This window comes from Opitutales bacterium (assembly GCA_013215165.1).
Classification (GTDB): domain Bacteria; phylum Verrucomicrobiota; class Verrucomicrobiia; order Opitutales; family JABSRG01; genus JABSRG01.
Genome location: JABSRG010000040.1, coordinates 1 through 14,013, shown reverse-complemented (window position 1 = coordinate 14,013; position 14,013 = coordinate 1). Strand labels below are relative to the sequence as shown.

At 52.8% G+C, this 14,013-nt stretch carries 14 protein-coding genes; 4 read left to right on the top strand and 10 right to left on the bottom strand.

Features of this window, described 5'->3' with window-relative positions; translation table 11 throughout:
* From HRU10_09735 to HRU10_09700, 8 genes are read right to left on the bottom strand one after another with little or no spacing between them, the layout of a single operon-like run.
* Positions 1 to 1,101, bottom strand: a complete 1,101-nt coding sequence (locus tag HRU10_09735; GenBank protein NRA27515.1) for a phospho-N-acetylmuramoyl-pentapeptide-transferase — start codon at positions 1,099 to 1,101, stop codon at positions 1 to 3.
* Complete coding sequence (locus HRU10_09730) at positions 1,095 to 2,504, bottom strand: UDP-N-acetylmuramoyl-tripeptide--D-alanyl-D-alanine ligase (GenBank protein NRA27514.1); 1,410 nt, start codon at positions 2,502 to 2,504, stop codon at positions 1,095 to 1,097. The genes HRU10_09735 and HRU10_09730 overlap by 7 nt, the downstream gene beginning before the upstream one ends.
* Positions 2,497 to 4,074, bottom strand: a complete 1,578-nt coding sequence (locus HRU10_09725) for a UDP-N-acetylmuramoyl-L-alanyl-D-glutamate--2,6-diaminopimelate ligase (GenBank protein NRA27513.1) — start codon at positions 4,072 to 4,074, stop codon at positions 2,497 to 2,499. The genes HRU10_09730 and HRU10_09725 overlap by 8 nt, the downstream gene beginning before the upstream one ends.
* 20 nt (positions 4,075 to 4,094) lie before the next feature.
* Positions 4,095 to 5,876 (bottom strand): penicillin-binding protein 2, encoded by a 1,782-nt coding sequence (locus tag HRU10_09720; GenBank protein NRA27512.1) that lies wholly within the window; start codon positions 5,874 to 5,876, stop codon positions 4,095 to 4,097.
* 10 nt (positions 5,877 to 5,886) lie between these two features.
* Entirely contained in the window at positions 5,887 to 6,294 is a 408-nt protein-coding gene (locus HRU10_09715) for a hypothetical protein (protein NRA27511.1), read from the bottom strand.
* Between the two features lie 11 nt (positions 6,295 to 6,305).
* Positions 6,306 to 7,286, bottom strand: coding sequence for a 16S rRNA (cytosine(1402)-N(4))-methyltransferase RsmH (gene rsmH / locus HRU10_09710; GenBank protein ID NRA27510.1), 981 nt, complete (start codon positions 7,284 to 7,286; stop codon positions 6,306 to 6,308).
* Entirely contained in the window at positions 7,267 to 7,461 is a 195-nt protein-coding gene (locus HRU10_09705; GenBank protein ID NRA27509.1) for a hypothetical protein, read from the bottom strand. Before HRU10_09705 ends, rsmH begins: the two co-directional genes overlap by 20 nt.
* Positions 7,458 to 7,928 (bottom strand): mraZ, encoded by a 471-nt coding sequence (locus tag HRU10_09700; protein NRA27508.1) that lies wholly within the window; start codon positions 7,926 to 7,928, stop codon positions 7,458 to 7,460. Before HRU10_09700 ends, HRU10_09705 begins: the two co-directional genes overlap by 4 nt.
* A gap of 207 nt (positions 7,929 to 8,135) precedes the next feature.
* Here HRU10_09700 and HRU10_09695 point away from each other — a divergent pair, with 207 nt between their 5' ends.
* The 4 genes from HRU10_09695 (at position 8,136) to HRU10_09680 (ending at position 11,873) form a co-directional block, all read left to right on the top strand.
* The gene (locus tag HRU10_09695) at positions 8,136 to 8,885 is read left to right on the top strand and encodes a TlyA family RNA methyltransferase (protein NRA27507.1); all 750 of its coding nucleotides are present in this window, start codon (positions 8,136 to 8,138) and stop codon (positions 8,883 to 8,885) included.
* Positions 8,886 to 9,199: 314 nt separating this feature from the next.
* Positions 9,200 to 10,069, top strand: coding sequence for an isoprenylcysteine carboxylmethyltransferase family protein (locus HRU10_09690; GenBank protein ID NRA27506.1), 870 nt, complete (start codon positions 9,200 to 9,202; stop codon positions 10,067 to 10,069).
* A gap of 333 nt (positions 10,070 to 10,402) precedes the next feature.
* The gene (locus HRU10_09685; GenBank protein ID NRA27505.1) at positions 10,403 to 10,666 is read left to right on the top strand and encodes a helix-turn-helix transcriptional regulator; all 264 of its coding nucleotides are present in this window, start codon (positions 10,403 to 10,405) and stop codon (positions 10,664 to 10,666) included.
* Positions 10,656 to 11,873, top strand: coding sequence for a type II toxin-antitoxin system HipA family toxin (locus HRU10_09680; protein ID NRA27504.1), 1,218 nt, complete (start codon positions 10,656 to 10,658; stop codon positions 11,871 to 11,873). Before HRU10_09685 ends, HRU10_09680 begins: the two co-directional genes overlap by 11 nt.
* A gap of 75 nt (positions 11,874 to 11,948) precedes the next feature.
* Here the strand turns inward: HRU10_09680 and HRU10_09675 are convergent, their stop codons facing one another.
* Together HRU10_09675 and HRU10_09670 are read right to left on the bottom strand one after the other, a co-directional pair.
* Complete coding sequence (locus HRU10_09675) at positions 11,949 to 13,124, bottom strand: amidohydrolase (protein ID NRA27503.1); 1,176 nt, start codon at positions 13,122 to 13,124, stop codon at positions 11,949 to 11,951.
* Positions 13,121 to 13,354: a hypothetical protein gene (locus HRU10_09670; GenBank protein NRA27502.1), complete on the bottom strand. Its 234-nt coding sequence runs from the start codon at positions 13,352 to 13,354 to the stop codon at positions 13,121 to 13,123. Before HRU10_09670 ends, HRU10_09675 begins: the two co-directional genes overlap by 4 nt.
* Positions 13,355 to 14,013: the final 659 nt, after the last annotated feature.

The following is a 14,013-nucleotide window of genomic DNA, read 5'->3' as shown; positions in this document are numbered from 1 at the left end:
CTAACGCAGTTTCAGGGTTGCTAGGCCAAGAATGGCAAAGATGAGGGAAAGAATCCAAAAACGAATCACCACCTGCATTTCATGCCAGCCTCCTAGCTCAAAGTGATGATGGATGGGGGCCATACGAAAAAAACGCGTTTTGCGGGATTTATAGACTCCGACTTGGATAATAACTGACAGCGCCTCACACACAAAAATCCCGCCGACGATGACGAGTGTCACTGGCTGGTGGATCATGAAGGCAATAGTTCCTATCAGTCCACCCAGGGCTAACGAGCCCGTATCGCCCATGAATACTTGTGCGGGGTGCGCATTAAACCAAAGGAAAGCCAAACTGCCCCCTAACAAAGCTGAGCACACCACCGCGAGCTCTCCGGTACCAGGAAGGTAGCTGATGAAAAGGTAGTCAGAGATCACGCTGTTTCCAGCGGCATACGCCATGATCCCGTAGGCTAGAGCGACAGTAACCGTGCAACCGATCGCCAAGCCATCGATGCCATCAGTCAGGTTGATGGCGTTACTCGATCCAGCCATCACCAGGAAGAAAAAGCCCCCGACCACCCAGAACGGCATCGTGGCCCAAACGACATCTTTAATGAAGGGAAGCCACAGCTCAGCAACCCGGGGCCCAGCAGCCGAATCATTATAGAGAAAGAGAAGAGCCAACACGCATATGACCCCTTGGCCGAGAAGCTTATAACGACCTGGAAGCCCACCGCTGTCTTTCTTCGTCACCTTTAAAAAATCATCAGCGAATCCGATGGCAGTGAGAGCAGCATAAACGATCAGGGCGACATAAACGTAAACATTCGGCGCAGCCCAAAGCAGGGCACTCACAGTGATAGAGATGAAGATCATCAACCCGCCCATCGTCGGTGTCGCCTTCTTGGAGGCATGGAGTTCGGCGAGCTTGCCCACCTCATCGGCGGTGCGAAAAGACTGCTCTATCTTAAATTTTCGGAGGCGACCGATGAGCCACGGTCCGACGACGAAGCCGATCCCTAGCGCGGTGATTCCCGCCATCATGGCCCGCAACGTGATGAAGCGGAACAAGCGCATCGGCCCGAAAACATCCTCATAGTGTGCCAACCAACTCAACATGCCCCAACCGCCTCCCCAACCGGCGTATTCAACAAGATTTCAAGATGATAGCTACGACTGGCCTTCAAAAATACCTCTCCTGAGAAACCATGGAATGACGCCATAATCTCACCGACCTCATCCACCTCTATAATTTGTCCCGGCTGCGTCAGCCGTTGCGCTAAACCTTGAGCCATCGCACCAGCCTGAGGCCCGATCAGCACGACTCGATCTTTAGGACCCACCGGGATTTTAGATCCCACTTCATTATGAATGCGCTCAGTCTCTTCGCCCAATTCATTCATCGTCCCCACAATAAACAGGCGCTCTGCCGTAAGGTGGCTGTTCTGATCGAAATGCCTGAATGCGTCCAACATCGAAAGCGGGTTCGCGTTGTAGCAGTCTGCATAGACGCGCTTTTTTCCCATCTTTACCCACTGGCCACGATGAGTCGACGGCTGCCAAGACTCTAAGCGTTCGACGATATCTGCCTGGCTTACGCCACACTCCTGTGCAGCCAAAATCGCTAAAACGGCGTTGCTCACCATCCCATCAGACATTTCGGGCAGTATGTATTCGAAAATAAAATTAGCGGGGCCCGCGACTCTTAGGCGGGCCCCGCAGTGCAGTTTGCTTCTAGTTTCAGTCGTGTAGCAAATGAGCTCGTAATTACTTGGCAGGTCGACTTCTACGTCCATCGGCGCTGTCACCCAAACTCGGCCATCGAGTTTTCTGAATGACTCAAATTTCAAACAGGTGTGGGGAAAAATCGCTAAGCCCCCATCTTCGACTGCGTGGAGTAACTTCACCTTCTCCTGGGCCACGCCTTCGACCGTTTTGAGATGATCGAGATGGCCCGGACCGACACTGGTTACGATACCGACATCGGGACGGATCATATCGGCAAGGACATCCATTTCGCGGCCCTCACTAATGCCTGCTTCGATCACCACTTCGGTATGCGTATCAGGTTCGATCTCCAACAGCGTCAAGGGAACACCCAAGGTATTGTTGAGATTGCCCTGGGTCTTCCACGCACTGTCACCGAGTAACAGAGCAAGCAAATCCTTCGTCGACGTCTTTCCGGCTGTGCCCGTGATCCCAACAACCGGGCATTCGGCAACCAAACGATGGGACCGTCCAAGTTCTTGCAAGGCAGCAACGGAATCTGGAACAACGAATTGGGAGAGCGTCACTCCCGGTCGACATTCCGATACTAAGGCCATGGCTGCTCCTGCATTCGCCGCCTGCTCCAGGTAATCATGCCCGTCGCGCTTCTCTGTCTTGATGGCAATGAAGCAATCACCATGGTCGATTTTCCGCGTGTCATTAGAAAAGCCGCTGACACATCCGGAGAGTGGCCGCTTACCCCATTTTCCCAGTCCTAGGTTTTCCTGGAAAAAACCAGCATCAAACTCAGGCATGCACCCCTCCTTTTAATTCAAGCGCAGCGATGAGCTCCTGAGCTGTCTGGACGTCATCAAAAGGAATCAGCGCATCCGCGATCTCTTGGAAATTCTCATGCCCCTTTCCTGCGATCAGCACACAATCCTCAGGCTTTGCTGAGCGTAGAGCTACCGCAATTGCCTCGCGGCGATCACGAATGACCTGCACCCGCATCCGGTCGCTTTCCTCAACAGCGGCCATTGTGTCACCAAAGATCTGATCGAGCGCCTCGAGACGCGGATTATCAGCAGTTAAATAGACGTGATCCGCACCATCGAGCGCGGCCTGCATCATCTTCGGACGCTTGCTTCGATCGCGATCTCCACCACAGCCAAAGACGATGTGTATCTGCCCGTCGATGACCTCGCCCAACATATTCAGAGCATTGTGAATGGCATCATGGGTGTGTGCGTAATCGACAAAGACGTGGACACCATCAAAGTGCTCTACCCGTTGCATACGACCAGGTATACCCCTAAATGACGCTAAACGATCAAGAATCGCCTCACGTGTAACACCCATCTCCTGGGCACATAGAATAGCAGCGGCGAGGTTATAGATATTATATTCCCCAGGCAGTGCGCTCTCGATGCTTAGTGTATCTTCGGAACCCACCAGATCGAAGCTGACACCATCGGCTCGCATGGATTTTATAACGATCCGATGTGTCGCTACATTTTCCTTTCCAAAGGTAACGAGCTTCATCCTACCCGCCACACGCCGAGCCAGCTCCGCCCCATGGGCATCTGAGATATTGATCACTCCGACACGCGGCGCAGCGGCCCCGACTCCTGCAAAAAGTTTGGCTTTCGTCTCAAAATAATCGTTGAGGTCGCCATGATAATCGAGGTGATCTTGGGTCAGATTTGTAAAGACCGCGACTTCGAGCTGCACGCCCCAGACTCGTTTCTGATGAATGCCATGAGAACTCGCCTCCATCATCATGGATGAGCACCCCCCGGTGCGCATCTGATCGAGCAAAGCATAGATATCGACCGATTCTGGAGTTGTGCGAAAAGCAGGAAACGTACGCTTCCCGACGTCGTAGCGAACGGTGGAAAGCAGGCCGACTGGGTCATCGCCTTCCATAAGATGCTGTGTCAGCATCGCGACGGTTGTTTTACCATTCGTTCCTGTCACGGCCGCGATTTTAAGGTCGTTTTCTGGATGACCATAGAAACGCGCCGCCACATCGGCTAAAGCCGTGCGTGCATCGCCCACAGTCCAAAAAGGAACCGGGCAGATACGCGGGTGCGGCCGCTCGGAAACGATCCCGATTGCTCCACGACTGATAGCTTCGCCAATATAATCGTTACCATCCGTCCGATACCCACTGATCGCAAAAAACAATGAGCCCGGCACCACTCTCCGACTGTCGGTAGCCAAACCAGTAACGGTTGCCTTCAGCTCTCCCTTGGGCTTCTTATCGACCAAACCTTTAAGAAGATCGATTTGTGAAAAGCGGCGCGGAAGTCTGTTTCCATGAGCATCTTCCATCGTCATGGCTAGAGGACGAGAATCGACCTGGCTTCCTAAAAGCAATGCCATCGACAACGGTGCCATCCGGATCATTGGACACCTCCTGTCTCAACAAGTGCCAGAGGGAAGACCGGTTGTTCAACAGGTTCGATTCCCAGGTATTGGGTGATCTGGGTGCCCAACAACTTAAAGGTGGGACCCGTCACAAAACCACCCGTCTGACTCGCGGCCTTCTTCGGATTGTCGACCACGATGGTAATCACAATCTCAGGGCGCTCAACAGGTAGGAAACCAGAGAATGAGGCGACGTTAGCGTTCTTCAGATACAGTTTCGTATTGGGATCGATCTTTTCAGTCGTTCCCGTTTTACCACCGGCACGATAACCTTTTATTTGAGCTGAACGGGCCGTTCCTTCGGGCGACACCACTTCGGCCAACATATCGGATACGACGAGCGCTGTGGACTCACTGATGGCACGTCCTACTTCCTCAGGAGCAACACGGCTCACGGTGCGCCCATCACGATCAATGATCCGACTTACAATCCTCGGACGCATCAGCACCCCACCATTGGCCACAGCACCCATCGCGGTGTGCACCTGGAGCGGTGTCGCCGCAATGGCATGCCCCATTGGCAAGCGAGAAATGGTTATACCGTCCCAGCGATCGGGATGGTCCAAAATGCCAGACGCTTCACCGTATACAGCAATCCCCGTGCGGTGCCCGTAGCCAAAGCTGCGTGCATACTGATACATAGGCATCTCGCCAAGCATCATCCCAAGAACTGCCGAGCCACGGTTACTCGATTTGACGACAGTTTTCCTAACAGTCAGCTGAGGAAACACCTTTCCGTTATACTCATCGGGCATACGAATACGCCGCCCCATGTATTCAACGATACGGTCTCCCGTCTTAAGGACATCTGAAGGGATCACAATACCTTCCTGTAACGCAGCAGCGGCAGTCACGACCTTGAAGGTAGAACCAGGCTCAAAGACATCTGCGATGGCACGATTTCGGTGCGAATCGACAGGATACTCCCAATATTCATTCGGATCGAAGTTCGGATAAATTGCCGCGGCTAGAAGGGATCCGGTATCTACCTCACTGACAAGAATGCTCACCGAATCAGGCCCCATTTCTTCCACAATGCTCGCTACCGCGTGCTCGGTCATATCTTGTATCACCTGATTCAAAGTCAGTTCGATATGGAGCCCATCCTGCGGCGCTACCTCACGGCGGCGGAACTGAGCTAACTCACGACGGCGGCTATCCGTCTCCGTCTCCAGCCAGCCATCTTGGCCACGTAGAAAAAAATCGAATGACTGCTCTACGCCTGCAAGGGGAATACCCTCTTTATTCAACATTCCGATAAAGTGCGCTCCAGCCTTATCGCCAGGATAGTGCCGACGGTGGACCAAATTCCCATAAACCGCGCGCGATGTGATGCGCTGGATCTGAAGAAATGTATCCCGATCAACGGCCTCCGCCAAGCGCACCCAACGACGCTTGTTCCCACTCGGTGTTTCGGTATTGGAGAAGGCCGACACCAGCTCAGATCCTGGAACGTCCAAGAGATCTGCAACCTGCTTAAGGGCGTCCCAATCCATCGGTTTCAGATCCTGCGGATCAACGCCCACTTCGTAAACGGGTTGGCTGGTAGCCTGGAGGTTTCCTTGGCTATCCAAGATATCTCCACGTTGCGCATGTAATATACGGACAGAATCACGCACCTGATCGACATAGACCAGGAGCTCATCCCGACTGAGGACTTGCAGAAATAACAGACGCACCGCCAAGACAACAAAAGCCAACAGCACAGCCCCAAAGAGACTGAGATGACGGATGTTTGTTGCGAATGCGTGGCTCATCTTAGTGGGGTCAGCGGCTCAAATAGACGGGCACGCGCAGGTCAGGCGCGACAACGGGCTGCTGCACTGCTGGGGGAATAGAGAGATTTTCAAGGCTGGCCATGGAGACATCCCCATCTAGGTAGAGCGGCCCTGAGTTTTCGCCCGGATGAACGGTTTGCTGGCGCGAATACGGAGCCAAGGTGCTGCCGTGCTGGGCTAACAGCTGAATGAGGTTATCCCGTCGCTCAGTTTGCGCTACAAGTCTTACGACGTCGCTCAGCTCCGTCTCCAGGTCACGAATATGCCGTTCGGTTCTTAAATTTTCTTTGGCCTGCTCAGCGATCTCTACTTTCTGCCAGACGATCCCCAGAGCACCGCTGAAGGCTGACAACAAGATGATACAGGTGAGTATGTTAAGTTTAAAATGCGGATTCATAGGACAGGTGATTAGAGTTTTTCAATGAGGCGGAGGCGGGCTGATCGACTGCGTGGGTTGCGGGCCAGCTCGGCATCGCTGGCCTGTATCGCTTTGGTGGTAAGCAACTTGCCCTGGATCTGGCGCTCTTCGGCAGGGCGCGAATCGTTTTTGTGCTCGGGACGGCCAGCAAACTGACGAAAAATGCGTTTGATGAAGCGATCTTCCAGGGAGTGAAAACTGATCACCGCAAGCCGGCCTCCAGCTTTGAGGAGTTTAAATGTAGCCGGCACCGCTCGCTCCATCACCTCCAGCTCTCGATTCACCGCGATGCGGATACCTTGAAAGGTGAGCGTAGCTGGGTGCCGTCGTAGGGTTTTTCGCCCTTTCAGATACGCTGGAGCCCGGCCGAGCGTATCCTCGATGAGCTGAGCGAGACGATGTGTTGTCTGCAGCGCACCGGTGCCCCGCGCCTGAATGATCGCTGCCACCACAGTCCGCCAACGCTTCTCCTCACCAAAATCACGGACTGCTTCAACAAGTTCAGATTCATCGGCTGTCTCAAGAAATTCTGCAGCACTGATGCCGACACGGGGATCCATGCGCATATCCACTGCTGCGTCCTCGCGAAAGGAGAACCCGCGATTCCCCTCGTCCAGTTGAAATGAACTCACCCCAAGGTCAAAAAGAGCGCCATCAAACCCCTTCCCCAACTCCTCATCCTCTGGAATAGATTCAAAATTTTCAGGTATAAATCGGAAGCGTTCACCGTAGCTTGCCTCCACAGCCTCCGCCCGCGGCGCCGCCGAAGGATCTTGATCGAAGGCAACCACACGCGAATGAGGCAGACGATCCAAAAACCCGGAAGTATGCCCCCCACCGCCAAAGGTCGCATCACAAATCAAAAGGTTCTTGCGATCCATCTCCTCAAACACCGACAGGACTTCATCGAAAAGCACAGGCAGGTGCTCCCCTTCCTGGTTTGCTGAGAAACTAGATGCGGTGTGGGTCATTATGGCGAATGTGTCGCCCTCCTGCTTCGACGGTTATAGACGGGCGGTGCGTGAAAGGTAAGATGTCGGAAGGTGCATGAGCTTGCTGGAAGCGCCGGAGTCGATCAGCGCGGAGGCGTCGACGCACCAGGTCGATCGGGCTAGCATTAATTTGAATAGCTTCGCGATGGATCACAGGTCGAACTCCTCAAAGGCGTCATCAAGCTCATCGTCAGTACCGTCGACATGGCTGGCGTAGGTCTCGGGATTGTAGATAGCGAAGGAAGCAAGCTCCCCCAGAAGGACCACATCCTTCGTGATACCAGCGCCGCTGAGGAGCTTGTCGCTGATGTTGATCCGCCCCTGCTTATCGAACTCGAATTCGTGGAGCTTGGACAAAAACCGCGTGAGCTTGACCCGGACGGCCCGGTCCTTGAGCCCAACCTTGGAGAGCTTGGCCTTCAGATCGTCGACCCGTTCAGGAGGATACACCGAGATATAACCACTCTGGTTCGGAATCGCGAGGAAGGTGCCTGCAGGCGCTGATTCAGCGGGATCCTTCGGTTTTTTCGGACGCCAAGCAGCCGGAACAGTCAACCGTCCCTTATCATCTAAGGTCCGCTTATGCTCCCCGATATACGTGCCTGTGCCGAGTGAATCCATGGATTAAAGGCGAGAGGCCAATCTCACCATTTCCTCCCATAACACCACAATTCGTCCCACAGTCAAGATCATTAAGGCTATTCGTTATTAACAAAGTTATTCACAAATCTTTGAAGATCAGCGGGAAACAGCAGGTATTTGCAGTTTGAAATCTCAGGAGAATCTGGAGTGAATCAATCCGTGCCACCGACTCCCAAATCGAAGAAAATGCGCCTAGACGAATTGCTCGTTGCCCGCGGACTCAGCGAAACGCGCTCGCGGGCAAAAGCGCTCATCATGGCCGGCAAGGTGCGCTTGGGCACCGAGGTCATAGATAAACCGGGCAAGGCGCTTCCTGCGGACGCAGCGATCGAACTCGAACAACCGCCACGCTTTGTCAGCCGCGGGGGTGAGAAACTGGAGGGCTTCTTAGATCAATTCTCTATCGATGTATCTGGACTTCGCAGCCTGGATGTCGGGGCATCCACCGGAGGATTCACCGACTGCCTCCTCCAACGCGGTGTCATCGACGCCACCTGCATCGACGTCGGACGCGCTCAACTCAACGGAAAGCTCCTCCGCGACGCGCGCGTGCGCAACTTTGAGAAAATAAATGCCCGCAACCTCAAAGCCGAAGATCTCCCCTTCCTGAACTACCCCATCATCGTGATGGATTTGTCTTTTATCTCGCTGACCAAGGTGCTCCCCGCGGTTTGGAGCTGCTTAGCCGAAGGCGGTAGATTAATCGCATTGATCAAACCTCAGTTCGAAGCGGAAAAAGCCGAGGTAGATAAATTCCGCGGCGTCATCAAAGACCCCAAAATCCAAGACCGCACCCTCCAGCAAATCCTCGCTTTCGCTCATGCGGAACTCCCCGACGCCCAACTCATCGGCACCATGGACTCCCCCATCACCGGCGGCGACGGCAACCGCGAATTCCTAGCCGGCTGGACGAAGCAATCCACGGGAAAGGTGTAGCAAAGCCGCTCAGTCGACTTCCGCTCCGATTGAAACCACAGCCCACGCCTCAACAGAGTGAGGCGACTACAACAATCGCTAGGATCCCGCGCCCTATCTTAATCTAAAAATCGATGCCTCTTGATCGATCCAGATCGGCGAACCGACTCCATCATCCTTGGGGGCCCCAGACCGCCTTGGGCAGCTCTGCAAGTAATGAGGAAAAGTTCCGGAATAAACGCAAACTGATGATTAGTTTTTAATGGTCAACCTACCCCAAAAGGGAATTGATATTCCTTTGCAGAACACTGGCTAAGCAAGTAATTCATTGGAGTATGATCCACGACCCAATCCGTAGCGCTTATCTTTTTCAGGCGATAGCAATACTAGTCTGGTGGATCGGAATTCTAACCAGCGATTCGTTCTACACTTTGTTCGAGTTACCTGGGATGACTCAAGCAGCCTTTATGAGCTTTGCACTTCCAGATATAGGCATTCTTATTCTCGGTTCTTTGTGCGCTGCATTTCAGGATTCAAAGGTGGCACGTTTCATAGTCTTCGGTGGTTTTTGGTATGCTGCGCTATTCTGCCTATCGTCTTCTTTACTGCTTGAAGGAGGTTACTTGGGCACCGCAGCGATGGTAGTCGGCGCTGCCTTTAACATACACCTCTGTTTTGAAGAAGGAGTGGTGAGTGTAAATCGGCGTTCCAATAGGAAATTCATTTTCGCCAAAGCTGTATTCCAGAGCACGATAGCATGGGTAATCACACTCGTTATCATACCGGCAATTATCACCCAAGAGCTCAGAGGACACATCCTGACTGATGAGTTTAATTGGCCTCAAGGCCTCGCCATAATCTTCTTTACTGCTTTTGGCATCCTGGGCCTATATTGCAGTTACATCATGGCCTTCACTGGGCTTGGCACACCCATCCCCATGGACACGCCAAAGAAGCTGGTTGTGAGTGGACCCTATGCTGTGGTGCGCAACCCAATGGCAATAGCCGGACTGGGGCAAGGCTTCGCAACCTCACTCTTTCTCGAATCCATCTGGGTGACGATCTACGTCATCCTAGGGTTGATTGTCTGGAATTTCTTCATCCGCCCCATAGAGGAGAGAGAACTCGAAAGTAGATTCGGGGAAGAATTTAAGACCTACACAGATCAAGTGAAGTGTTGGATTCCAACTCGCGGAGTAAATTGATGCCCGCAGGTGAAACCATATCCCCTTAAGCGGCCCGCTTCGACGAACCGGCCCTACCCCATGGTTAAGGCAATAGGGCACGGCAAAGCGTGCCCCTCCACTAAAAAATCGCCGGAGGGCGGTGCTTCGCCACCACTGGGATTAGACCAAGACACCCTACGTTAATCCAAATTATAGCAAAGCCGCTTTGGCGGCTTTCAGCCTTCGCCTCCGATTGGAACAAACGCCCACGCCTCACCGTACCGGCAGATATAAACAACACCAAATCTCTATATTATGCTAATATATTGTTTTAAAGGTCCGACATCATTCCATTATTGCTAATATAATAGCATGAACCTCTTCACTCCAACAGAAGTCCAAGCCCGATTATCTGCGGATGTAAAACGCGCGCGCAAGCACGCCCGCTGGACCCAACAGGACATGTCCGAACGTACCGGCATACCCTATTCCACCTACCGCCTCTTCGAATCGACCGGCCAAACCTCACTTGAGAACTTCTTGAAGATTGTTGGCGTCTTGGGAAGCTTTGCGCCACTCCAAGAGCTTTTTCCTGACCCAGAATACGAAAGCCTAGACGATATCGATGGCCTTTAGACTCAATGTATTTCTGGGAGATCAACGCGTAGGACAGATCCTCGAGACTGACTCTGGAAATTTTTTCGAGTATGATGTGCTCTGGCTGCGCAACGGCATCGATCTCTCGCCCTTTCATCTGTCACTCAAGCCAGGGGTTTTCGGCCCGAAGCACTGGGGGACGGGCCGAGTCCTACCCGGTCTGTTTGAAGACGCGCTACCAGATAAGTTTGGCATGTCGGTGCTTATGCGGCGCTTCGAAGAAGCAGGACACAAACGCCCGTCACTCGTGAGATTGCTGGCTCATTTGGGTAATAAGACGATGGGCGCACTCACTTTCGAACCGAGCGAGGGACCGATCGATAAATCAGACCCAGTGAATATTGCGTCAGCCGCTCGGTCCGCACACCACATCCTATCTCATCAGGATAATAATGAACGGTTAGACAGCAGCCTTATGATCTCCGGAGCAACAGCGGGAGGTGCGCAGCCGAAGATGCTCGTCGCGATTAGCGATGATGGAAAATGTGTGTGCACTGGAAGCGATGAGATCCCGCCCGGATTTGAACCCTGGATTTTGAAGTTCGCAGCTGGACCTGATGACAACCAAGGAAAACTGGAACATGCCTATTTTGAAATAGCCGAAGAAGCAGGGATCCTAGTTCCGGAAACTCGACTTATTCAGGACGAGCAGGGCGGCCACCACTTTGCCATACGCCGCTTCGATCGCAGGCCAACAAACCCCAACTCAAGGATCCACCTACACACCTATGCATCAATGCAACACCTCGATTTCAAAAGCCCCGAAAACGATTATGCCCATCTACTCAGGACCACCTACGCCCTGACAAAGAACCAACGCGATGTGGAAGAACAGTTTCGGCGCATGGTGTTTAACTTCCTCGCCCACAACCGTGACGATCATGCCAAGAACTTCTCATTTCTCTACGATGACAGCTGGCGCATTTCTCCTGCATACGACCTGGTGTTCTGTGACAATACCTTGGGTCGTAATTGGATGCTGATTGGGGGAAGAGGCCATCGTATCGACCGCGCTCATTTTCAAGACATCGGACGCATCTTTTCCATATCAGCGAAACGCATTGATGAGATCCTAGATAGCGTAAAAGCGGCTGTCGGTCTCTGGCCATCAATCGCCGATAGACATGGGCTGCCCGATGGGTATGCAGCGGCTATCGCCCGATCCATGCCTCGGTTAGGCGAATAATAAGAGCGCTTGCATCCAGCTGTAGGGAAGCCGCTCCGTCGGCTTTTGGCCACAGCTCCGATTGAAATAACCGCCCTAAACCCCGTCCACTTTTCCCAGGGCCGAGCGCGCATGGAGCTTAATGGCGAGACCGAGTTGATCATCGGGAAAATCGTAAGCAGGCTGGTGGAGCAGTGGGGTCTCGGCAGCCTCAGGATCTTGCACGCCGAGAAACCAGAAATTTGCCGGGATCTGTTGACCGTAGAACGAAAAATCCTCGCCGCCCATCACCGGCTCTACTTTCTGCACTTTGACTTTCTCTGGCTTGATAGACTGCTTGAAAGCCTTGAGCGCACTCGGGTGGTTCACCGTCGCCGGATAAGGATCGTCAAACGTCACCTCGCCATAAGCTCCGAAGGCTGCTGCCACCTGTCCAACCGTCTCGCGAATGCGATCAAATAGGAAGTCGCTCGTTTCATTCGATAATGCCCGGACGGTCCCGAGCATGTGCACCGAATCAGGAATGACATTGAAAGCTGAACCTGCGTCGACTTTGCAGACGGAAATGACTCCAGGCTCCCACGGGTTCAAGTTGCGGGATATAATACTTTGGAGAGCGGTAATCACTTGAGCAGACACATACACCGGGTCCACCGTTTGGTGAGGCATAGCCGCATGACCGCCGCGCCCAGTTATGGTAATTTCCATACTCGTGGAAGCGGCCAAGATCGGCCCACTCGCCACGCCGACCGTGCCCTTCGGTAACCAAGGCCAACCATGCATTCCGTAAATTACCGCCACATCTGGATCTTTAAGCACGCCCGCCTTGCATAAGCGTTCTGCCCCAGCGCCGCCCTCTTCGGCAGGCTGAAAGATAAATTTTACCGGATGCATGAGTCGCTCTTGCAACACACCCAGCACACGGGCGGCGCCAATCAAGGCCGCAGTGTGTCCATCATGCCCACAAGTGTGCGCCTTCCCCGTGATCGTGGATGCCCACTCCTGACCGCAGGCATCCTCCATAGCCAAGGCATCCATGTCGGCACGCAAGCCCACACAAGGCCCCGGCAGATCACGCCTCAACACGCCCACCACGCCCGGCGTGTCCCCGACGCCCTCTTCCACTTCCATCAAGGGAATCTGACGTAGCTCTGCCGCAATAATTCCGGCCGTACGCTCTTCCTCATAAGCCGTTTCTGGATGCGCATGCAAATCGCGGCGGATCGCCACAATTTCATCCAAAATTTCGCGCACGCAAGAATCGATTGTCATAAGCTTGAAGATGCATAGTCGCCCTCAGAACGAAAGGCTTGAATCCAGCAAGCAAACCCTTGATTCCCACCGGGCAACTCATTCAAGAATTGGAGACGGAACAGTCCTAAAAGCGCACGCTTCATAACTGAGGGCGGATTGCCCAGCCACCCGACATTTGAGATACAATCCACCAAGAGGCAGAATACGAAATCCCAAAGCTGCCCGATAAGATCGAACCTATGAGCCATAAAAGCCTCGACCTACGGCAGCATCGTTTTAGAAATTTTCAATATCATGCTGCCAGCAACACTGAAATTTTTCGTATTCAACATGTTACGCCATAAAATCGAAAGATACAGCACGGCGAATATTCCGTGTTATCACGACGGTTTGTGTGTGTATAACGGGAACTGTTATCAAAAATCATATGCCATTAATGAAGTCTCGAAAACCAAATCCCTATGCTTACCTTGAGAGTCCCGATGACAATAAGCTTTTTCGAAAAGCTAAGCGGCTCAGTCTAAGATCTGCGAAAAAGCTTATCACAGACGACAGTCAGGAAATACCAATAGGACAAAGGTATATAATTTCGAGTGAAGTATTCTTTGATTGGATGGACGCTATTGGGAAGAAATCCGATCACTCCTCACTTCGCGGTCGATTCTATTTCAGGGGAGAGCGATCGACACAATACAATTTAACACCAAGTCTTCTGCGAAATAGCACTTATGAAAATCTATCCGATCTTCATGACGCTAAGAGCCCTCTAGACCTTCAAAAAAAGTTACTCGACCGTTATAAACGATATACCCAGCACTTAATACATGCAGATCACAGCCATCCCATAAGACCTGATGGCGGAGATCAAACCTGAGTATTGATGGGCTGTAGCGGTTGATCGTGTCTA

Coding starts and splice junctions, on each gene's coding strand:
- HRU10_09735 (NRA27515.1), bottom strand. CDS start 1,101: ATGTTGAGTTGGTTGGCACACTATGAGGATGTTTTCGGGCCGATGCGC.
- HRU10_09730 (NRA27514.1), bottom strand. CDS start 2,504: ATGCCTGAGTTTGATGCTGGTTTTTTCCAGGAAAACCTAGGACTGGGA.
- HRU10_09725 (NRA27513.1), bottom strand. CDS start 4,074: ATGGCATTGCTTTTAGGAAGCCAGGTCGATTCTCGTCCTCTAGCCATG.
- HRU10_09720 (NRA27512.1), bottom strand. CDS start 5,876: ATGAGCCACGCATTCGCAACAAACATCCGTCATCTCAGTCTCTTTGGG.
- HRU10_09715 (NRA27511.1), bottom strand. CDS start 6,294: ATGAATCCGCATTTTAAACTTAACATACTCACCTGTATCATCTTGTTG.
- rsmH (NRA27510.1), bottom strand. CDS start 7,286: ATGACCCACACCGCATCTAGTTTCTCAGCAAACCAGGAAGGGGAGCAC.
- HRU10_09700 (NRA27508.1), bottom strand. CDS start 7,928: ATGGATTCACTCGGCACAGGCACGTATATCGGGGAGCATAAGCGGACC.
- HRU10_09695 (NRA27507.1), top strand. CDS start 8,136: ATGCGCCTAGACGAATTGCTCGTTGCCCGCGGACTCAGCGAAACGCGC.
- HRU10_09690 (NRA27506.1), top strand. CDS start 9,200: ATGATCCACGACCCAATCCGTAGCGCTTATCTTTTTCAGGCGATAGCA.
- HRU10_09685 (NRA27505.1), top strand. CDS start 10,403: ATGAACCTCTTCACTCCAACAGAAGTCCAAGCCCGATTATCTGCGGAT.
- HRU10_09680 (NRA27504.1), top strand. CDS start 10,656: ATGGCCTTTAGACTCAATGTATTTCTGGGAGATCAACGCGTAGGACAG.
- HRU10_09675 (NRA27503.1), bottom strand. CDS start 13,124: ATGACAATCGATTCTTGCGTGCGCGAAATTTTGGATGAAATTGTGGCG.
- HRU10_09670 (NRA27502.1), bottom strand. CDS start 13,354: ATGGCTCATAGGTTCGATCTTATCGGGCAGCTTTGGGATTTCGTATTC.